Source organism: Pseudomonas glycinis (genome assembly GCF_054871425.1).
Genome location: NZ_JBTYHF010000001.1, coordinates 835,820 through 855,434 on the forward strand (window position 1 = coordinate 835,820; position 19,615 = coordinate 855,434).

At 60.6% G+C, this 19,615-nt stretch carries 22 protein-coding genes and 1 pseudogene; 12 read left to right on the top strand and 11 right to left on the bottom strand.

Going from position 1 to position 19,615, the window contains the following annotated elements:
- Positions 1 to 33: 33 nt before the first annotated feature.
- A complete protein-coding gene (locus tag ACYSTU_RS03745) occupies positions 34 to 852 on the bottom strand; it encodes a M48 family metallopeptidase (protein ID WP_016773242.1) in 819 nt (272 codons plus the stop codon).
- A 1,339-nt stretch (positions 853 to 2,191) separates the two neighbouring features.
- On the opposite strand from ACYSTU_RS03745, the pseudogene ACYSTU_RS03750 reads away from it, so the two are divergent.
- Positions 2,192 to 2,389: pseudogene (locus ACYSTU_RS03750) on the top strand (HAMP domain-containing protein); the annotation flags it as partial.
- A gap of 111 nt (positions 2,390 to 2,500) precedes the next feature.
- Positions 2,501 to 3,244 carry a methyl-accepting chemotaxis protein gene (locus ACYSTU_RS03755; RefSeq protein WP_498996202.1) on the top strand — a complete coding sequence of 248 codons (744 nt, stop codon included), beginning with the start codon at positions 2,501 to 2,503 and terminating at the stop codon, positions 3,242 to 3,244.
- A gap of 207 nt (positions 3,245 to 3,451) precedes the next feature.
- On the opposite strand, the gene ACYSTU_RS03760 is transcribed toward ACYSTU_RS03755, so the two are convergent.
- Genes ACYSTU_RS03760 through ACYSTU_RS03770 form a run of 3 tightly spaced genes read right to left on the bottom strand, consistent with a single transcriptional unit; the run spans position 3,452 to position 4,563 of the window.
- On the bottom strand, positions 3,452 to 4,075 hold the full coding sequence (locus ACYSTU_RS03760; RefSeq protein ID WP_024014271.1) for an SOS response-associated peptidase: 624 nt from the start codon (positions 4,073 to 4,075) through the stop codon (positions 3,452 to 3,454).
- Positions 4,076 to 4,110: 35 nt separating this feature from the next.
- On the bottom strand, positions 4,111 to 4,371 hold the full coding sequence (locus ACYSTU_RS03765; RefSeq protein WP_024014272.1) for a putative signal transducing protein: 261 nt from the start codon (positions 4,369 to 4,371) through the stop codon (positions 4,111 to 4,113).
- 9 nt (positions 4,372 to 4,380) lie between these two features.
- The gene (locus ACYSTU_RS03770; protein WP_024014273.1) at positions 4,381 to 4,563 is read right to left on the bottom strand and encodes a CPXCG motif-containing cysteine-rich protein; all 183 of its coding nucleotides are present in this window, start codon (positions 4,561 to 4,563) and stop codon (positions 4,381 to 4,383) included.
- Between the two features lie 138 nt (positions 4,564 to 4,701).
- On the opposite strand from ACYSTU_RS03770, the gene ACYSTU_RS03775 reads away from it, so the two are divergent.
- On the top strand, positions 4,702 to 5,868 hold the full coding sequence (locus ACYSTU_RS03775) for a 1-acyl-sn-glycerol-3-phosphate acyltransferase (RefSeq protein ID WP_041479984.1): 1,167 nt from the start codon (positions 4,702 to 4,704) through the stop codon (positions 5,866 to 5,868).
- A gap of 130 nt (positions 5,869 to 5,998) precedes the next feature.
- On the opposite strand, the gene ACYSTU_RS03780 is transcribed toward ACYSTU_RS03775, so the two are convergent.
- Positions 5,999 to 6,277, bottom strand: a complete 279-nt coding sequence (locus ACYSTU_RS03780) for a hypothetical protein (protein ID WP_016770663.1) — start codon at positions 6,275 to 6,277, stop codon at positions 5,999 to 6,001.
- Between the two features lie 193 nt (positions 6,278 to 6,470).
- On the opposite strand from ACYSTU_RS03780, the gene ACYSTU_RS03785 reads away from it, so the two are divergent.
- Positions 6,471 to 6,677 (top strand): hypothetical protein, encoded by a 207-nt coding sequence (locus ACYSTU_RS03785; RefSeq protein WP_016770662.1) that lies wholly within the window; start codon positions 6,471 to 6,473, stop codon positions 6,675 to 6,677.
- Between the two features lie 349 nt (positions 6,678 to 7,026).
- On the opposite strand, the gene ACYSTU_RS03790 is transcribed toward ACYSTU_RS03785, so the two are convergent.
- On the bottom strand, positions 7,027 to 7,611 hold the full coding sequence (locus ACYSTU_RS03790) for a YajG family lipoprotein (RefSeq protein ID WP_024014276.1): 585 nt from the start codon (positions 7,609 to 7,611) through the stop codon (positions 7,027 to 7,029).
- A gap of 205 nt (positions 7,612 to 7,816) precedes the next feature.
- On the opposite strand from ACYSTU_RS03790, the gene ACYSTU_RS03795 reads away from it, so the two are divergent.
- Both ACYSTU_RS03795 and mqo read left to right on the top strand, forming a co-directional pair.
- Complete coding sequence (locus ACYSTU_RS03795) at positions 7,817 to 8,050, top strand: hypothetical protein (protein WP_016773235.1); 234 nt, start codon at positions 7,817 to 7,819, stop codon at positions 8,048 to 8,050.
- Between the two features lie 704 nt (positions 8,051 to 8,754).
- Positions 8,755 to 10,263, top strand: coding sequence for a malate dehydrogenase (quinone) (gene mqo / locus ACYSTU_RS03800; protein ID WP_024014277.1), 1,509 nt, complete (start codon positions 8,755 to 8,757; stop codon positions 10,261 to 10,263).
- Positions 10,264 to 10,369: 106 nt separating this feature from the next.
- Here mqo and ACYSTU_RS03805 read toward each other — a convergent pair whose 3' ends face one another.
- The 3 genes from ACYSTU_RS03805 to ACYSTU_RS03815 all read right to left on the bottom strand — a co-directional run bounded on the left by ACYSTU_RS03805 (position 10,370) and on the right by ACYSTU_RS03815 (position 11,937).
- Positions 10,370 to 10,657 (bottom strand): PA4642 family protein, encoded by a 288-nt coding sequence (locus ACYSTU_RS03805; protein WP_498996077.1) that lies wholly within the window; start codon positions 10,655 to 10,657, stop codon positions 10,370 to 10,372.
- A 63-nt stretch (positions 10,658 to 10,720) separates the two neighbouring features.
- Complete coding sequence (locus ACYSTU_RS03810) at positions 10,721 to 11,200, bottom strand: hypothetical protein (RefSeq protein ID WP_016773232.1); 480 nt, start codon at positions 11,198 to 11,200, stop codon at positions 10,721 to 10,723.
- A gap of 179 nt (positions 11,201 to 11,379) precedes the next feature.
- Positions 11,380 to 11,937 carry a hypoxanthine-guanine phosphoribosyltransferase gene (locus ACYSTU_RS03815; protein WP_016773231.1) on the bottom strand — a complete coding sequence of 186 codons (558 nt, stop codon included), beginning with the start codon at positions 11,935 to 11,937 and terminating at the stop codon, positions 11,380 to 11,382.
- Between the two features lie 165 nt (positions 11,938 to 12,102).
- Between ACYSTU_RS03815 and upp the strand changes: the two genes are divergently transcribed.
- A complete protein-coding gene (upp, locus tag ACYSTU_RS03820) occupies positions 12,103 to 12,741 on the top strand; it encodes a uracil phosphoribosyltransferase (protein WP_090286199.1) in 639 nt (212 codons plus the stop codon).
- Between the two features lie 2 nt (positions 12,742 to 12,743).
- On the top strand, positions 12,744 to 14,018 hold the full coding sequence (locus ACYSTU_RS03825) for a uracil-xanthine permease family protein (RefSeq protein ID WP_027612217.1): 1,275 nt from the start codon (positions 12,744 to 12,746) through the stop codon (positions 14,016 to 14,018).
- Between the two features lie 132 nt (positions 14,019 to 14,150).
- On the opposite strand, the gene hemH is transcribed toward ACYSTU_RS03825, so the two are convergent.
- Both hemH and ACYSTU_RS03835 read right to left on the bottom strand, forming a co-directional pair.
- Positions 14,151 to 15,176 carry a ferrochelatase gene (gene hemH / locus ACYSTU_RS03830; RefSeq protein ID WP_122507857.1) on the bottom strand — a complete coding sequence of 342 codons (1,026 nt, stop codon included), beginning with the start codon at positions 15,174 to 15,176 and terminating at the stop codon, positions 14,151 to 14,153.
- Positions 15,177 to 15,189: 13 nt separating this feature from the next.
- Positions 15,190 to 16,092 (bottom strand): TIGR01777 family oxidoreductase, encoded by a 903-nt coding sequence (locus tag ACYSTU_RS03835; protein ID WP_498996083.1) that lies wholly within the window; start codon positions 16,090 to 16,092, stop codon positions 15,190 to 15,192.
- Positions 16,093 to 16,289: 197 nt separating this feature from the next.
- Here ACYSTU_RS03835 and ACYSTU_RS03840 point away from each other — a divergent pair, with 197 nt between their 5' ends.
- The 4 genes from ACYSTU_RS03840 to ACYSTU_RS03855 all read left to right on the top strand — a co-directional run bounded on the left by ACYSTU_RS03840 (position 16,290) and on the right by ACYSTU_RS03855 (position 19,605).
- Entirely contained in the window at positions 16,290 to 17,276 is a 987-nt protein-coding gene (locus ACYSTU_RS03840; RefSeq protein ID WP_024014282.1) for an NAD(P)/FAD-dependent oxidoreductase, read from the top strand.
- Positions 17,273 to 17,488: a TIGR02450 family Trp-rich protein gene (locus ACYSTU_RS03845; RefSeq protein WP_016773224.1), complete on the top strand. Its 216-nt coding sequence runs from the start codon at positions 17,273 to 17,275 to the stop codon at positions 17,486 to 17,488. The genes ACYSTU_RS03840 and ACYSTU_RS03845 overlap by 4 nt, the downstream gene beginning before the upstream one ends.
- A gap of 213 nt (positions 17,489 to 17,701) precedes the next feature.
- Entirely contained in the window at positions 17,702 to 18,664 is a 963-nt protein-coding gene (locus ACYSTU_RS03850) for a YbgA family protein (protein ID WP_125925720.1), read from the top strand.
- Positions 18,664 to 19,605 carry a MerR family transcriptional regulator gene (locus ACYSTU_RS03855; protein WP_073473496.1) on the top strand — a complete coding sequence of 314 codons (942 nt, stop codon included), beginning with the start codon at positions 18,664 to 18,666 and terminating at the stop codon, positions 19,603 to 19,605. The genes ACYSTU_RS03850 and ACYSTU_RS03855 overlap by 1 nt, the downstream gene beginning before the upstream one ends.
- Positions 19,606 to 19,615: the final 10 nt, after the last annotated feature.

Here is a 19,615-nt window from a genome sequence, read left to right on the forward strand (position 1 = left end):
ATTCCCACGCAGAGCGTGGGAACGATCATTGGCTCAGGACTTCGGGGCTTTTTCGTACAACGGCATCACCTTCGGAATCGCTGCCTGCAACGCAGCAATGCGGCTGCTCGAGGCCGGGTGAGTGCTCATGAATTCCGGTGGCGCGCCTTCGGAAGCCTTGCTCATCTTGTCCCACAGGGTGATCGCCGCGTTCGGGTTGTAACCGGCGCGGGCGGCCAGTTCCAGGCCGATCAGGTCGGCTTCGTTTTCGTTGGCGCGGCTGTTGGGCAAGGTCATGCCGTAGTTGGCCACGGTGTCGGCCAGTGCCAGGCTGTCCTGACCCAGACCGAACAGGGCACCAGCGCCCTGCTTGGCCATCTCCATACCGTACGCCTTGGACATCGCTTCACGACCGTGCTCGCGCAGGGCGTGGGCGATTTCATGGCCCATGACCGCAGCGATTTCATCGTCGGTGAGTTTCAGGCTGTCGATCAGCCCGGTGTAGAAGATGATCTTGCCGCCGGGACCGCAGTTGGCATTGAGCTCATCGCTCTTGATCAGATTGACTTCCCATTGCCACTGCGCCGCGTCCGGGCGGAAGGTCGGCGCCTGGGCGATCAAGCGGTTGGCGATGGTCTGCACGCGCTTGGCTTCAGGACTGGTCTTGTCCAGCACACCTTTGCTCGACGCCTCGCCGACAGTCTTCTGATACGACTGCGCGTACATCTGATCGACCTCTTGCGAGGACAGCATGCTGAACATGTACTGCTTGCGCTCCACGCCCACGGCACCGCCGCTGGTGGTGTTGACCGACTGACAACCGGCCAGCAACAGCGCTGCGCTCAAAGCACTTACCACTAATGTCTTGTTCATTCAAAAGCTCCCTGAAAACATGAGGCGTATCCTAGGCGGCTAATTGTATCGGCGCCAGATACAACGGACGCATTGCGCGTACATTCACCTATGGCCGCAAGACCTCGTGGAAATTCCTCAAGCGCATTGAATCCGCCGTGCACCGATCCATCAGCGACATCGCGCGGCGATTCCGACCAACGTCTCTCATGGCCGCGCCCACCCCGCCGATAAATCCCTCGCAGTTTGTCCTCTTGCGTGCGGAGCTCCCATGAAGTTCAAGTCGATCCAGTTTTCCGTCGCCGCTCTGGCCGGCGCCATCGTTCTCAGCGTGGTCGCGGCGCTGGTGCTGTACGCGCTGTTCTCGGGCGCTCGCACTCAAGAAATGGTGCAACAGCGCACCCAGGCGCAGTTCGAGCAAGTCATCGAACAGCGCCTGACCTCGCTGGCGCAGACCCAGGTCAGCCAGATCCAGCGCGAACTCGAAGCGCCGCTGCTGATTGCCGGCGGTCTGGTACGGGTCAACGCCTTGCTCGGTACAACCGGCGCCGATGGCCAGCCGCGCCTGAGCGTCAGCCGCGAGCAACTGATCAGCCTGATCAAGGAAAACGTCGAAAAGAACCCGAAAATTCTCGGCACCTACATCGGCTGGGAAAAAAACGCACTGGACCACAATGACGCCGCCTACATCGGCAGCGCCGTGGTCGGTATCGACCCGGCCACCGGGCGCTTTTTGCCGTGGTGGTTCCGCAATACCGACGGCAGCCTGGGCGTGGACAAACTGGCCGACGTCGACGATCAGAAAACCCTGTCCACCGGGGTGCGCGCCAGCGAGTACTACCTGTGCTCGAAAGAGACGAAGAAACCCTGCGTGATCGACCCGGCACCGTACAAGGTCGGTGACAAGATTGTCATGCTCGCCTCGTTCATTGAACCGATCATGGTCAACGGCGCGTTCCAGGGCATCGTCGGCGCCGACCTCTCGGTGAACTTCATTCAGGACATGCTGCTCGCCGCCAATCAGAAGCTTTACAGCGGCGCCGGTGAAATGGCTCTGGTCGGCGGCAACGGGCGGATCGTTGCCTACACCAAGGACTCGAGCAAATTCGGTGAAAAAGTCAGCGACATCCTCGACGCCGAACAGGCCAGCAATCTCGCCAACCTCAAGCGCGACGAGGTCACCTATTCGGTGAATCAGGCCAAGGGCCGCATCGAACTGTACCTGCCGTTCGGCATCGGCCAGACCGACGCACGCTGGACACTGATGCTGCAATTGCCGCTCAACGCGGTCATGGCCGATCTGCAAAACCTCCAGGCCGACCTTGATGCCCAGCGCAAATCCGACACCTTCGGCATGGCCATGGTCGGCCTGATCATTGCCGGCATCGGCCTGCTGGTGATCTGGCTGGTGGGCCACGGCATCGCGCGGCCACTCAAGCAAATGGTCGCCATGCTTGATGACATCGCTCAGGGCGAAGGCGATCTGACCCGTCGCTTGAGCAGCGACCGCAGCGATGAACTGGGCTCGATTGCCAAAGGCTTCAACACCTTCCTCGCCAAGTTGCAGGCGATGATCACCCAAGTGGTGACCTCGGTGCAGAGCGTCAGCGATTCCTCGGAACACACCGCCGACATTGCCATTCGCACCAACATCGGCGTGCAGAAACAAATGGCCGAAATCGATCAGGTGGCGACTGCGGTGCAGGAAATGACCGCCACCGCCCAGGACGTGGCGCGCAACGCCACCCAGGCAGCACAAGCGGCAAGCCACGCCGATCAGGCCGCCAGCCAAGGCATGCAGATCGTGCGCGACACCTCGAATTCGATTGGCGTACTGGCGGTGGAAATCGGCAAGGCTGTCGAGGTGGTGCAGACGCTGGCCAAGGACAGCGAAAACATCAACGCCATCCTCACCGCCATTCGCGGCATCGCCGAACAGACCAACCTGCTGGCACTGAACGCGGCAATCGAAGCCGCGCGCGCCGGCGAGCAGGGTCGCGGTTTCGCCGTGGTTGCGGATGAAGTGCGCAATCTGGCGCAGAAAACCCAGAAGGCCACCGAAGAAATCCAGAGCATGATCCAGCAGTTGCAACAGGGCACCCGCGATGTCGTGCGTGTGATGGAAGACAGCCAGAACCGCACCGACGAAAGCGTGCAGCACGCGGCGAAAGCGGCCGAAGCGCTGGAGACCATTACTCAGGCCGTGTCGGTGATCAACGACATGAACACGCAGATTGCCAGTGCCGCCGAAGAGCAAAGTGCAGTGGCCGACGACATCAACCGCAATGTGATCAACATCGGTCAGGTGGCGAATGAAGTGGCCGGCGGTGCGGATGAGTCGAGTTCGGCGAGCGCCGAGTTGACCAAACTGGCGGAACAGCAGCGGCGGTTGATCAATCAGTTCAAGGTCTGAAAGATCAAGAGCCCCTCACCCTAGCCCTCTCCCTCCGGGAGAGGGGACCGACCGCGATGTCTTGCGCTCTACATCGACCTGGAAAAAAACAGTCGATTATGGATTCACAACAGATCGTTCAGGTCGGTGTATCTCTGAAGCATCCCCCATTCGGCTCCCTCTCCCTCCGGGAGAGGGCTGGGGTGAGGGGCTTTTGATCCACGCAAATCAAGCCGGGGTCAAACACTCCGGCCCGTTCAACTTCGGATCATTCACCAGATTCGCAAGCACCCGCTCGCGCAGCGCCGCCGGTTCACTGGCGAGCAATCCCTGCAAGACATGCAGCGGCGTTTCGGGATCAAGCCAGGCAGCCTGCCCCGCTTCATCAAGAATCAACGGCCGGCGCTGACTCGCCGCCGACTGAGTAATCACCGCCGTACTCAGCCAGACCTGCTCCTGCACTGGATACGCTTCCCAGATCGCCGCGAAAAACAACGAAGAGCCCTCCCCCGGCGTCAACCAGTAAGGCCGCTTGCGCTGGGTGCCGCGCCATTCGTAAAAGCCGTTGGCCGGCAGCAGGCAGCGACGCAGACGCAGCGCCTCACGAAACATCGGTTGCTCGGCCACGGTTTCGGCGCGGGCATGGGCCGGGGTCTTCGACAGATCGGTCAGCCACGGCGGCGTCAGGCCCCAGCGCGCACGGGCCAGCGTGCGCTGGCCATCTTCTTCGGCACGCAGCATCAACACCGAATCATTCGGGGAAATGTTCCACTGCGCCTGCTGATCGGCGGGAAAACCTGGCAGGGCCGCGAACTCGCGGTTCCAGCGAAACAGGGCATAACGTCCACACATGGGGCAACATAACTCTGAATAAAACCAGCGCCAGCCTAACAGACCAGCGTGCCGGGAAAGCTTTCCGGTTCGTCGCCGGGCAACGGCAGCGCGGCATTGTACGCGGTGATCAGCTCGCGGGCGTATTCGGCCTGATCGTTATCCACCGACAGCCAGAGCAGGCCGAAGATCGGCAATTCACCCGCACCGCCCACCAGATCACGGCCGATCAGATGCGCCTCGATCCCCTCACTGGCAAGCATGCCCTTGAGCATTTCGCCCTCCATCAGGTTCGCCGGTTCGTAGATGCGCTGCATACGCGGCCCTCACTCGTTTTCGCTGAAGACTTCCAGATGCCACTCTTCTTCATGTACCTGCAGGACAAAGGTGATCGGACGACAGCACACCTGGCAGTCTTCGATATACGTTTGATCCCCCCCCGACAAATCCAGAGTGGTCTCGACTTCCTCACCGCAATACGGACATTCATACAGTGCATTTTCCAGCATCGCGGTCTCCCCAGTGACTTGTGCGTATAATCGCCGGTCTATTTGCAGGGCTATTTTTGTCTGACTACTTCTCAGACCGTGCCCCGCGGGTTTTCGATCAAACCCTTTACTTACCCTAGCCGTTTCCAACAAGAGAGCATGATGGGCGAATTCGATGCCATCCGACCTTACGACGACAGCGAAGTACCTGCGGTACTGGCAAGGCTGCTCGGCGACAAGGCGTTTCTAGATATCCTCACCCACTTCCGCTTCCCGCGTTTTGCCGGTGCCTTCGGCTGGATGCTCAAACCTCTTATAGCCCATCGGCTGCGTCGTGAGTTTGCCGACGTGAATTCCGTGGCTACCTTACAGGACAAAGTCGAGTTCTACGTCGACCACACCATCGAGCGCGCCACCGACGGCGTGACGTATACCGGTGTCGAGCAATTCAAGTCCGGCAGCGCCTACCTGTTCATCGCTAACCACCGCGATATCGTCATGGACCCGGCCTTCGTCAACTACGCCGTGTACCACGCCGGCCTGCCGACACCGCGCATCGCGATTGGCGACAACCTGCTGCAAAAGCCGTTTGTCAGTGACCTGATGCGCTTGAACAAGAGCTTTATCGTCCACCGTTCGATCACCGGCCGTCGCGAGAAAATGGCTGCGTATCAATTGCTGTCGGCGTACATCAATCACTCGATCCGCAACGATTGCGCGTCGATCTGGATTGCTCAGGCTGAAGGTCGGGCGAAGGACGGCGACGACCGCACCGAGTCGGCGATCCTCAAGATGTTCCACATGAGCCGCAAGGACGAGCCGTTCGGCGAAGTGATCCGCTCGCTCAACGTGACGCCGGTGTCGATCAGCTATGAGTACGACCCGTGTGACCAGGCCAAGGCCCGCGAACTCTACATCCGCGCCACCACCGGCACCTACGCCAAGGCGCCGGGCGAGGATGACGTGAGCATCGCCAAGGGCATCACCGGTTACAAGGGTCGCGTGCACGTGAACTTTGCCGCGCCGATCACCGAAGTGTTCGAGGACACCAAGCAATTGGCGATCGAGATGGACAAGCAGATTCTCGGCGGCTACCGGCTGTTCCCGGTGCATTACCTGGCGTACGCGCAGTGGGCGGATGCCGATCCGCAACTGAATGTGCCGACGGCGGCCGAGGTGTTCCCGGCTGACGAACTGGCCAAGGCGCAGGATGAATGGCAAAGCCGTCTGGACGCCTGCCCCGCTGAGCATCGGCCGTACTTGGTGCTGCAATATGCGACGCCGGTGCGCAACCAGTATCGGGTCAAGGCTGGATTGCCGCTGTAGGCAACAGCTGTGGCGAGGGGATTTATCCCCGCTGGACTGCGCAGCAGGCCCTGTTTTTCTCAGGTAAAAACCTGGGAGCGCTGCGCACTCCAACGGGGATAAATCCCCTCGCCACAGGTTTGCTATTGCTTCAGAAGCGGGTGCTGATCCAGGAGACGATCAAAGCAAGCCCCAGGCAAGCAAAACCAAAACGATAGAAAAACCGGTTCATGCGCAACGTCGCCCAGTCGAGCATCGGCTCGGCATTGGGCTGCGCCTGGCGCTGGGCGGCGAGACTGGCCTGGGCGCGTTGCTCACGGCGGCGGGTCGCGTGCAGCAGCCAGCTGCCCGGAAAGGCCAGCAGCAAGGCCAGCAGGTTGATCAACTTGGCGGGATGGGCGGTAAACAGCGTCATCAAGTGCAGCGACATCACAGACCTCGAACTTAACCGGTGTGGCAGACGCCAGACCGACGACCGCGGCGCGAATTCTACCCAAACCATGGCGCCCTGCCCCAGCCTTTGCGACAAATAACCTGACAATCGACCGATGGCTGCCCTGTGTCATGGCATCGTCACGTGGAGGCTTCACCCTGCGCGCCTCGAAACCCGAATGGAATGCGACATGCTGCACGCGGAAAACCAGGATCGTCTGTACCTCATCACCCCTTACGACGACCAGCAAAGCCTGGTCGGCAGCCTCGCCTTCAACGTGCAGGACCGGCACTGGCTAGTGTATTGCGCGCTGGGCGGGCATCAGCATGCGGACTTGCCCGAGACCGATTTGCTGACCGGAGTGAGCGTGCTCGATTTCTATTCTCAGGCTGCCTGAACGTCAAAAGCACCCTCACCCTAGCCCTCTCCCAGAGTGAGAGGGGACTGACCGAGGTGTTTGCGGTAGATACGCCGACATGAGATACCGCGCCGAACTCAGGTTTTGAAGCACACGCGATCGGCTCCCTCTCCTTGGGGAGAGGGGACTGAACGAGGTGTTTGCGGTAGATACGCCGACTTGAGATACCGCGCCGAACTCAGGTTTTGAAGCACACGCGATCGGCTCCCTCTCCCTCGGGAGAGGGCTGGGGTGAGGGGAATCGATTTCCCATACGACACAAATCTCAGATCCACAAAAAAGCCCGGAACCATCACTGGCCCCGGGCTTTTTCACATTCGCTGCAAACTTACTCAGCGAGCACCTGACCCACGGTCGGGTCCTTGAACAGACGCGTCAGCGCATCACTCAATACATCGCTGACCAGTTTGGTATTGGTCTCCTGATTCGGCGCCATGCCGAAGCGCTGGTCCAGCGACGCACCGTAACGGCCGCTGTAACGGCGGTTGGCGTTCTGCACGTCGGAGCGGAAGGTCGCGCCGATGGTCGCTTCGGTCACGTACATGCCTTCTTTCGGCGACTGGTATTTCAGCTCGGCCAGGGTCACGGTCAGCTGCGGCGCGTTGGGTGCGTTAGTGGTCGGGGTGAAGCCGAGCAGGCGTACGGCGGCTTCGGCCTGGGCCTGCAGCTTGGGCAGGATCTGCTCGCGCTGTACGGTGATGGCGCTGGTTTCCGGGTACAGACCGCCACGGGTGCCGAGGGTTGGCGACGGACGACCGTCGACCACACGCACGATGACAGGCTGGCCGCGACCGACCGCTGGCAGTTGCGTGGTCAGCTTCGGCTCCGGATTCAGTTGTTGCGGGCTGTGGGCGCAGCCGGCGAGGGTCAAACCGGCGACAGTGATCAAACCGAACAACAGGCGTTGCAACATGCTCTTCTCTCCAGAATCAGGCACAAACAGGCCGGCAGTATAGCGGTGGGCCACTGCGCGTAACCAGCGCCGCACAGTGAATACTGCAATGTCAGACAAACCCCGCCGAAAGCGGTTCCTGTCACACATTCTTCACCGTCCATACACCCTGGTGTCATGGCTTGCCGACAAGCTTCAAAACAGTCCTCCTTCAAGGAACTCTGCCATGCGTTATCTGATCTCGCTGTTCGCCCCACGCCCGCTGCATCGCAGCTTCGCCCTGCTCGACCGCAACGGCCGTTGCCAGGCTTTCAAGCAGTGCAGCCTGCAACCGATGGGCGACGGCTGGGTGGAAATTGAAGAAATCCGCCTGACCTGGTTGAACCAGCCGCTGCCCGCCAGCGCCCGGGTCGTACCGCGACAAATGCGCGCACGGGGTCAGGTGCAGTTGAGCATCTGACCGGATGCCTAATAAAAGTCATTAAACACGAGCAACTGCGCGCATTTCTTCGCTACAATCTCCCCCCGATTATAAGGACGTCTCCTGATCGGGCCCCGCAACAGCGTCAATGCGCATGCATCGACATCAAAATCGCCCACAGAGAGCCGCCCACACAGATCGAGTGAAGTTGGCGCGCTTGCCTGTTCTTCCGGCAAAAACCCGCTTTTCGCGAATCTGCAGAGCTGTCATTCGCTCGGCCACCGCGTTGTTTTGCCCTAGCGGGCAGGTGCCAGGCCAAGGCAGCCCTTTTTTGAGGTTCACGTCTTCAAAAGAGCGTGAAAAAAACGGGTTTTCACAACTTCACAAGAGTGTGGCGAGCAAATGAATAGTTTTGCGTCTGAACATGCACCATTAGCGTCTGAAACAGCCCAACGACACAGGACCGGGTATACCTCGAACATCGGAGCCTGAAGCCTGTCCGCTACGGATTTGGTTGCACGAAAACGGATGACTCGACCATAAGTCGAATTGCCAGCCCTGCGTGAAAATGCGTTCATGGAACGCTTGAAACCAGGCCGCACGCATCCGTCGAAGTTGCGAAAAATTGCGAAGATTCGGACATGGCCCACCTGACCACGGATAGCCCGGGCCCACTGACCTGCCCTGGAACGCCTGGCAGCCATGCCGACAATTTGGTGCTGCAGATTTGGGAGACGCGTTAAATGGCGCATAACGAAGCAGTCGACGTAGTTCTGGTAGGGGCCGGCATCATGAGTGCCACCCTGGCCGTACTGCTCAAAGAGCTCGACCCCGCGATCAAGCTGGAAGTCGTCGAGCTGATGGATTCCGGCGCCGCCGAGAGTTCCAATCCGTGGAACAACGCCGGTACCGGTCACGCCGGCCTGTGCGAGCTGAACTACACCCCGCAGGCTGCCGATGGCAGCGTCGACATCAAGAAAGCCGTGCACATCAACACCCAGTTCGAGGTGTCGAAGCAGTTCTGGTCGTACCTGACCAAGAAGGGCACGTTCGGCTCGTGCAAATCCTTCATCAGCCCGGTACCGCACCTGAGTTTCGTTCAGGGCGAAAGCGGTGTGTCGTTCCTCAAGGAGCGCTTCAATGTCCTGAGCAAGCACCACGCGTTTGCCGACATGGAGTACACCGAAGACAAAGGCAAGATGGCAGAGTGGATGCCGCTGATGATGCCGGGCCGCTCGCCGGACGAAGTCCTCGCCGCCACCCGCGTGATGAACGGCACCGACGTCAACTTCGGCGCCCTGACCAATCAGTTGCTCAAGCACTTGAGCAGTGCCCCGGACACCCAGGTCAAATACTGCAAGCGCGTGACCGGCCTCAAGCGTAACGGCGCCGGCTGGACCGTCAGCATCAAGGACGTCAACAACGGCAACACCCGCGAAGTCGACGCAAAGTTTGTCTTCCTCGGTGCCGGTGGCGCGGCCCTGCCGTTGCTGCAGGCTTCGGGCATCGAAGAGAGCAAAGGCTTCGGCGGCTTCCCGATCAGCGGCCAGTGGCTGCGTTGCGATAACCCGGAAGTGGTCAAGCACCACCAGGCCAAGGTCTACAGCCAGGCGGCCGTGGGTTCGCCACCGATGTCGGTGCCGCACCTCGACACTCGCGTCGTCGACGGCAAGAAATCCCTGCTGTTCGGGCCATACGCCGGTTTCACCACCAAGTTCCTCAAGCATGGCTCCTTCATGGACCTGCCGATGTCGGTGCGCGCCGGCAACATCGGGCCGATGCTGGCGGTGGCGAAAAACAACATGGACCTGACCAAGTACCTGGTCAGCGAAGTGATGCAGTCGATGGAACAGCGTCTGGAATCCCTGCGCCGTTTCTACCCGCAGGCGAAAGCCGAAGACTGGCGCCTGGAAGTGGCCGGCCAACGGGTGCAGATCATCAAGAAGGACCCGAAAAAGGGCGGCATCCTGCAGTTCGGTACCGAACTGGTCGCAGCGAAAGACGGCTCTCTCGCTGCCCTGCTCGGCGCATCGCCAGGTGCGTCGGTGACCGTTTCGATCATGCTCGAGCTGATCGAGAAGTGCTTCCCGGCCAAGGCGTCCGGCGAGTGGGCAAGCAAACTGGCGGAAATCTTCCCGGCCCGTGAAAAGGTTCTGGAAACCGATGCTGCGCTGTATCGCAAGATCAACACGCAGAACAACATCGCCCTGGAACTGGTTGAAGAAAGCAGCGAGACACCAAGCTTCGCTTGATCTTGCGGCATAAAAAACGCCCCGTACTCGTTGAGTGCGGGGCGTTTTTTTATGGCCAGGCAAGAACCAATAATCCTGGCTTACAAACCTTTGTAGTGAGGTGGCCTCAGCTGCGAGCCTTGTCGATCAATTCGATGTACTCAACGGCGTTACGCTGATCCTTGATCAGCTCCACAAAAGTCTTGCCCTGCGCGTCCTTACCATCCACGTCGAAACCCGCCGCAACGAAGAAGCCCAGAAAGCGCTCGAAATCATCGATGCGCAAACCGCGATAGGCCTTGATCAGTTTGTGCAGCGACGGCGAAGTGGCGTCGACCGGCTCAAAATCGAGGAACAGCTTGATCTGCTCATCGCCGATCTCGTCACCAATCACTTGTTTCTTATCTTTACGCATTGCCGACTCCAGCTCGCAGACATGACACGGGGCGGGCAGTTTACCCCTGCCCGACCGCCCGGCTCAACGCGGACGAATCGCCCCGGTGTGCAAATCGGCCCAGATATGGCCGTTGGCATAACTGAGGAACTGCACATACACCGTGTCATTACGCAACAGATCCATCACCACGCGGTACTGAGCGAGCGGATAGAACAGCGTCAGGGTTTTGCTTTTGTCATCGTAGGCCGGCTTTTTCAGGCTTTTGCTTTCGCCGTCGAAACTCACCAGCACCTGAGAAATGCTCGCGCCCTTGTTCAGCGATTTGCCTTTGAGGCGGATCAACAAGGATGAGGTGACCGGAATCGGCTGCTGATTGGACTGGCGCTGCGCACCGACCACCACCGAATACTCGCTGACTTGCAGCAGTTGCTGCTGCTCGGGTTCAGCGTCGCGCAGGGTCAGATCGTCCGGCGGCAGGAACTGGCTGTGCATCGGCGCGGCAGACAGCGGCAGGCTGAGAGACAGCAACAGGGCGGCGAGACTGCAGATCAAGAGGCGCATGACAGGCTCCGGGGGGCGGGGCCGAGCACTCTAGCATGGGTAACGCGGATGATCAGCACACACAAAAACAACTGTGGGAGCGAGCCTGCTCGCGAAAGCGGTGTGTCAGTTTTCAATGATGCTGACTGACACGACGCCTTCGCGAGCAGGCTCGCTCCCACAGGGGGCAATGCAGGTTCTTACATGCCTTTAACGGCGTAAATCCCGTTGGCGTTACGCCAGTAGCCCTTGTAGTCCATGCCATAACCGAAAATGTAGCGGTCGATGCATGGCAGGCCGACGAAATCGGCTTTCAGGTCAGGACGTGCCTTGCGGTCGTGATCCTTGTCGATCAGCACGGCGGTGTGCACTTTGCGTGCGCCGGCGTGTTTGCAGAAGTCGATGATCGCACCCAAGGTATGACCTTCATCGAGGATGTCGTCGATGATCAGCACGTCGCGGTCGATGAACGAGACTTCCGGCTTGGCTTTCCAGAACAGGTCGCCGCCGCTGGTTTCGTTGCGATAACGGGTCGCGTGCAGGTAGGACGCTTCCAGCGGGAATTGCAGATGCGTCAGCAGTTTGCCGGAGAAGATCAGGCCGCCGTTCATCACGCAGAACACCACCGGGTTGCTGTCAGCCAGTTGCTCGTTGATTTGTGCACCGACGCGGGCGATGGCCGCCTCGACTTCAGACTCGGTGTACAGGCAGTCAGCCTCTCGCATGATTTGACGGATATGCTCGAGATCAGCGGACATGGCGCTCTCCAGGGGGTTGGCGGAATTGGAAAAGCGGGCAAAGGTACGCATCCCGCGAGGTCGAATCAAGCTCTTATGGACTAACGTACAGAATGTCCTATAGGACATCACCCTCGGATAGATTAATCTAGGCCGGTTTTTTTGCCCGCCGCCGGAGCCTTTCCCATGCCCATCCTCGAGATCCGCCATCCGCTGATCCGTCATAAACTCGGCCTGATGCGCCGCGCTGACATCAGCACCAAGAATTTCCGCGAGCTCGCTCAGGAAGTCGGCGCCCTGTTGACCTATGAAGCTACAAAAGATCTGCCGCTCGAATCCTACGACATTGCCGGCTGGTGCGGCACCGTGTCGGTGGAGAAGATCGCCGGCAAGAAGATCACCGTCGTGCCGATCCTGCGTGCCGGCATCGGCATGCTCGAAGGCGTGCTCAGCCTGATCCCGGGCGCCAAGGTCTCCGCCGTGGGCGTTGCCCGCAACGAAGAAACCCTGCAAGCGCACACCTATCTGGAAAAACTGGTACCGGAAATCGACGAGCGTCTGGCGATGATCATCGACCCGATGCTCGCCACCGGCAGCTCCATGGTCGCCACCATCGACCTGCTGAAAAAGGCCGGTTGCCGCGACATCCGCGCCATGGTCCTGGTCGCCGCGCCGGAAGGCATTGCTGCCGTAGAAAAGGCGCACCCGGACGTGACCATCTACACCGCGTCCATCGATGAACGTTTGAACGAGCACGGCTACATCATTCCTGGGCTTGGCGATGCTGGTGACAAGATCTTCGGCACCAAGCAGAAGGACGCGTAACCATGCAGCAAGAGTTCAACGATCCGCTCTGGCGCACGGTGCTGTCCGGTGCGCAGATGCTGTTCGTGGCCTTCGGCGCCTTGGTGCTGATGCCGCTGATCACCGGCCTGGACCCGAACGTGGCACTGTTCACCGCAGGTCTGGGGACGATCCTGTTCCAGATCGTCACCGGGCGTCAGGTGCCGGTGTTCCTGGCGTCGAGCTTCGCTTTCATCACGCCGATCATTCTCGCCAAGGGCCAGTTCGGCCTCGCCGCGACCATGGGCGGGGTGATGGCGGCCGGTTTCGTCTACACCTTCCTCGGCCTCGCCGTGAAGATCAAAGGCACCGGCTTCATTGACCGTTTGCTGCCGCCCGTAGTGATCGGTCCGGTGATCATCTCCATCGGCCTGGCCATGGCGCCGATTGCCGCGAACATGGCGATGGGCAAGGCCGGCGACGGCACAGAGCTGATCCACTATCAGACGGCGATGATGATTTCCATGCCGGCGCTGCTGACCACGCTGATCGTGGCGGTGTTCGGCAAGGGCATCTTCCGTCTGGTGCCGATCATTTCCGGCGTGCTGGTGGGCTTTGCCATGTCGTTCTATTTCGGCGTGGTCGACACAGCGAAAATTGCTGCAGCGCCATGGTTCGCTCTGCCGCACTTCACCGCGCCCGAGTTCAACTGGCAGGCGATTCTGTTCATCGTTCCGGTGGCGCTGGCCCCGGCGATCGAGCACATCGGCGGCGTGATTGCCGTGGGTAGCGTGACCGGTCGCGATTACCTGAAGAAGCCAGGCCTGCATCGCACCCTGCTCGGTGACGGCATCGCCACCACGGCCGCCGGCCTGTTCGGTGGCCCGCCCAACACCACTTACGCCGAAGTGACCGGCGCGGTGATGCTGACCAAGAACTACAACCCGAAAATCATGACCTGGGCGGCGATCTTCGCCATCACCCTGGCGTTCATCGGCAAGTTCGGCGCACTGCTGCAGAGCATTCCGGTACCGGTAATGGGGGGGATTCTGTGCCTGTTGTTCGGATCGATCGCAGCGGTGGGCATGAACACCCTGATCCGCCACAAGATCGACTTGGGCGAAGCGCGCAACCTGGTGATTGTTTCGGTGACGCTGGTGTTCGGCATTGGCGGTGTGCTGGTCGGCACCGGCACCGGTCCTGATGACTTCGGCCTCAAAGGCATCGCGCTGTGCGCGGTGGTGGCGATTGCGCTGAACCTGATCCTGCCGGGCAATGACGGCTGGAAGAACAAGAAGGCGGATGAGCCGCTGATTTAACCCGCCGCAATGATCGTTCCCACGCTCCGCGTGGGGATGCCTCAAGGGACGCTCCGCGTCCAGTGACGCGGAGCGTCACGGGCTGCATTCCCACGCAGAGCGTGGGAACGATCACTGTGTGAGCGGGCTTGCTCAGAGGGCCAGCGGCGCTCTTTCGCAGAGGGTCGCCAACGCCTTGGCCCATTGCGGGTCGTCGTTCAGGCACGGCACCAGCACCAATTCCTCGCCCCCCGCTTCGCGGAACTGTTCCTTGCCGCGATCGCCGATCTCTTCCAGTGTCTCGATGCAATCGGCGACGAACGCCGGGCACATCACCAGAATCTTTTTCACCCCGCTTTTGGCCAGTTCATCCAGCCGCGCTTCGGTGTACGGCTCGATCCATTTCGCCCGGCCCAGGCGCGACTGAAACGACACCGACCATTTGCCGTCCGCCAGGCCCATACTTTTGGCGAAGGCGGCGGCGGTACGGAAACACTGCGCGCGATAACAGGTCGCCAATACCGCCGGCGAGGCAGTCTGGCAGCAATCGGCGCCCTTGAGGCAGTGATTGCCCGTCGGGTCGAGTTTGCTCAGATGCCGCTCAGGCAAGCCGTGAAAACTCAGCAGCAGATGATCGTAGTCCTGCTGCAGATGCGGACGCGCACTGGCGGCCAGTGCTTCGATGTATTCCGGCTGATCATAGAACGGCTGCAGGATCGACAACTGCACATCGAGTTTCTTCTCGCGCAGCACGCGCCGGGCTTCCTCGATCACCGTGGTCGTGGTGCTGTCGGCAAACTGCGGGTACAGCGGCGCCAGCGTGATCTTCTTATGTCCCGCTTTGACCAGACGCAGCAGACAGGTTTCGATCGACGGCTCGCCATAACGCATCGCCAGATCCACCGGGCCGTGTTTCCACGTCCGGGTCATCTGCTCCTGCAAGCGGCGGCTGAGCACCACCAGCGGCGAGCCCTCCTCCCACCAGATCGAGGCGTAGGCATGGGCCGATTGCTCGGGGCGCTTGATCAGGATCAGCGACACCAGCAACCGCCGCAGCGGCCATGGCAGGTCGATCACGTAGGGGTCCATCAGAAATTGATTGAGGTAGCTGCGCACATCGGCCACCGAGGTGGAGGCCGGAGAGCCCAGGTTGACCAGAAGCAAAGCGTGATCGGTCATGCAACGTCCTATTTCAGAGGCGGCTGGAGAGATCATCCAGAGCCGCGCGTAAATCCGTAAAGCGGAAGCTGAACCCCGCTTCCACCAGGCGTGCCGGCGTCGCGCGCTGGCCGCCAAGCAATAACAGTGACAGCTCGCCGAGCATGACTTTCAGCGCCAGGGTCGGCATCGGCATGAACGCCGGGCGGTGCAACACACTGCCCAGGGTCTTGGCAAATTCGCGGTTGCGCACAGGTTTCGGCGCGCAGGCATTATAAGGACCGCTGGCCTGATTCCGGTGCAGAAGAAAATCAATCAGGGCGATTTGATCGTCGATGTGAATCCACGGCATCCACTGCCGACCATTGCCCAAAGGCCCACCCAGCCCGAGCTTGAACGGCAGCAACAGCCGCGACAAAAAGCCGCCCTCAGCCGACAGCACCAGACCGGTTCGCACCAGCACCACGCGGATGCCGAGGTTCTCGGCACGCAGCGCGGTCTCTTCCCAGGCGATACACAACTGACTGGCGAAGTCGTCGATGCCGGGCGGCGATTGCTCTGTCAGCTCACGCTCACCACCGTCGCCGTACCAGCCGATCGCCGAGCCGGAAATCAGCAGCGACGGTTTCTGCGCGCGAGTTTCCAGCCACGCCAGTAGCGTTTCCGTCAGGGTGATGCGGCTGCTCCACAGCAACGCCTTGCGTCGATGGGTCCAGGGGCGGTCGGCAATCGGCGCGCCGGCGAGATTGACGATCGCATCCAGCGGCTCTTCGCCGAGGTCCTCCAGACGCGAAATTCCGCGCACTTGCGCGCCGCAGATCTGCGCGACTTTTTCCGCGCGGCGACTCCACACCGTCAGCCGATGGCCCTGCTCCAGCCAGTGCCGGCAGAGCTGACGTCCGATCAAACCAGTACCGCCGGTCAGCAATATGTGCATGACATCTTCCTCGCGTGGCGTTTAACCCGGATCACTAGTCTATTTTTATAGGCAGGGATCTTTTCGATCGGGCAGGCTCTATGGTTTAACAATAGGCCAAGCTGTCAGAACGAGAACGCTAGAAGTTATACCAAAAAACAGAATTGTACAGGTTTGATCGACGGCGTAGTCTGTACAGAAAGGTAAACGAGGCCCCTATGACTGTACCTATCGCAATCATCGGCACCGGCATCGCCGGGCTCTCCGCCGCTCAGGCTCTGACAGAGACCGGGCATACCGTTCAACTGTTCGATAAAAGCCGCGGCAGCGGCGGGCGCATGTCGAGCAAGCGCAGCGACGCCGGCTCGCTGGACCTGGGCGCTCAATACTTCACCGCGCGTGACCGGCGCTTCGTCACCGAAGTGCAGCGCTGGCAGAGCCAGGGCTGGGCCGCCGAGTGGGCGCCGCAGCTGTACACCTTCCAGGGCGGCCAACTGAACATGTCGCCGGACGAGCAGACCCGCTGGGTCGGCACGCCGCGCATGAGCGCCATCACCCGCGGCCTGCTCGATGGCCTGGACGTGCAGTTTGCCTGCCGCATCACCGAGGTCTATCGCGGCGAAGAGCACTGGCATCTGCAGGACGCCGACGGCTGCACCCACGGCCCCTTCAGCCATGTGGTGATCGCCACACCGGCACCGCAAGCCACCGCGCTGCTGGCCGCCGCGCCGAAACTTGCCGGCGTCGCTGCCGGGGTGAAAATGGAGCCGACCTGGGCCGTCGCTCTCGCCTTCGAAACCCCGCTGGATACGCCAATCGAAGGCTGCTTCGTACAGGACAGCCCGCTCGACTGGCTGGCGCGCAACCGTAGCAAACCCGGGCGCGACAGCACTCTCGACACGTGGGTGCTGCATGCAACCAGCGCCTGGAGCCGGCAACACATCGACCTCTCCAAGGAAGCAGTAATCGAGCATCTGCACGGTGCTTTCGCCGAACTGCTGCACAGCGCCATGCCTGCGCCGACCTTCAGCCTCGCCCACCGCTGGCTCTACGCCCGCCCCGCTACCGGCCATGAATGGACCACACTGGCTGATGTCGATCTGGGCCTGTACGCCTGTGGCGACTGGTGCCTGTCGGGCCGCGTTGAAGGCGCCTGGCTCAGTGGTCAGGAGGCTGCACGTCGCTTGCACGAACACCTGCAATGAATCGCATCAATCCGCGCAAATTGCTGCTGTCGAAGTGGACAGCAGCCCATCCGCAAAATCGCGAAAAACATTTTCTGGTCACCGAACTGATCCGCGACGAGGAAGGTACGGTGCTGGAAGTTGAATTGCAGGCGGTGCTGACCCAGCGTAGCGAGCGGCTGGATTGGCAGGTGCTGAAAGACAGCAAACTCTGGTTACTCGGCTGGAAATAGATTTCCCTTGTGGTGGCGAGCCTGCTCGCGAAAGCGCTGTATCAGATACAAATTCCTTTACTGACCCACCGCTTTCGCGAGCAGGCTCGCTCCCACAGATCAACGCCGCACAAAAATCTTATACAAATCATTTGACTTGTACATCCATCGATCTATGCTGAGGAAAAGTTGTACAGAGATAACTCTCTGTACAGGTATAGATTCGAGGTGCTCATGTCTACTGCTTCCCTGTCCAAGCCGAAGATCGCCATCAGCGCCTGCCTGTTGGGCGAAGAAGTGCGCTACAACGGTGGGCACAAGGAATCGCGGCTATGCAGCCGTACCCTCACCGAATATTTCGATTTCGTCCCGCTGTGCCCGGAAGTCGCCATCGGCATGGGCATTCCCCGTGAGCCGATCCGGCTGGTCGGCGACCCGGAGCAACCCGAGGCAGTCGGCACCGTCGACCGGACCATCAACGTCACCAGGCCGCTGGCCGCATACGGCGAGAAAATGGCCGCCGAGTTGCAGGACCTGTCCGGCTACATCTTCATGCAGCAGTCGCCCTCCTGCGGGCTGGAAAGGGTCAAGGTCTATCACGACAACGGCGCGCCAGTGAACGGTGGCGGACGCGGCATCTATGCGCAGGCATTCTGTGCCCAACATCCGGATCTGCCGGTGGAAGAAGCCGGGCGCCTCAACGATCCGGTGCTGCGGGAGAACTTCATCACCCGTGTCCTGGCCTACAGCGCCTGGCAGCAAGTGCTCGCCGAGGGCCTGAGCCGCCGCGCCCTCACCGAATTCCATTCGCGCTACAAGTACCTGCTGATGGCGCACAACCCGCTGCAATACAAAAACCTCGGCAAGATGCTCGGCAATATGGCTGACAGCGATCCCGCCGAGCTCGGCCCGCGCTACTTCAGCGAGCTGATGGCCGCGCTGAAGAAATGCGCCACGCGCGGCACCCATTGCAACGTGCTGCTGCACCTCAGCGGTTATTTGAAACAATCGCTGAGCGCCGAAGACAAACAGGAAATGCAGCAGATCATCGGCCAGTACCGCCAGGGCATCGTGCCGCTGGTGGTGCCGTTGACGCTGCTCAAACACCATTTTCGACTCCATCCGGACCCGTACATCGCGCAGCAGGTTTACCTGCAGCCGCATCCGGAAAACCTCAGTCTGCGAAACGCGATCTAATGAACGATAAAACCGACAGCAGCGCCCGGGAAGACCTCGGCGCCGACTTCAAGAAAGCCCTCGACGAGGGCTGGTTGCCGATTCGCGAAGTCGCGCGGCAGACCGGCGTCAACGCCATCACCCTGCGCGCGTGGGAACGTCGCTACGGCCTGGTGGTGCCCCAGCGCACGCCCAAGGGCCATCGACTGTATAGCGCTGAACATGTGCAGCGAATCATGGCCATCCTCACTTGGCTCAACCGTGGCGTTGCGGTCAGCCAGGTCAAGCCACTGCTCGATGCGCCGCAGGCCTTCACGGAAACCGTGGAAAACGATTGGCAGCGTCTGCATCAGACCTTGCTGTCGGCGGTCACCGCGCTTAATGAACGGGCGCTGGATGACAGCGTCAATCAGGCCATCGCCTTGTATCCGCCACGGACGTTGTGCGAGCAATTGCTGATGCCGCTGCTGGCCGAGCTCGAACAGCGCTGGCAGGGCCAGTTCGGCGCACAGATGGAACGGACGTTTTTCTTTTCCTGGTTGCGCAGCAAATTCGGCGCACGCATCTACCATAACAACCGCCAGCTGCATTCGGCGCCGCTGCTGTTGATCAATCATTCCGACCTGCCGCTGGAGCCACATCTGTGGCTGTGCGCATGGCTGATCAGCAGTGCCGATTGCCCGGTGCAAGTGTTCGACTGGCCACTGCCGGCCGGTGAACTGGCGCTGACCGTCGAGCATCTGCAAGCCCGTGGCGTGCTGCTGTATTCGAGCAAAGCCATGCAACTGGCGCAGCTGCCCAAGCTGTTGGCGAACGTCAATTGCCCGACCTTGATTGCTGGCCCCACGGTGCACATTCACCACACCGAGTTGTCCGCACGCACCGCCCAGACTGCCGATCTGTTCCTGGCTGAAGATCCGCTTGCCGCACACCAGGCGCTGCTCGAGCGCGGATTGATTTGATGATGGGTTT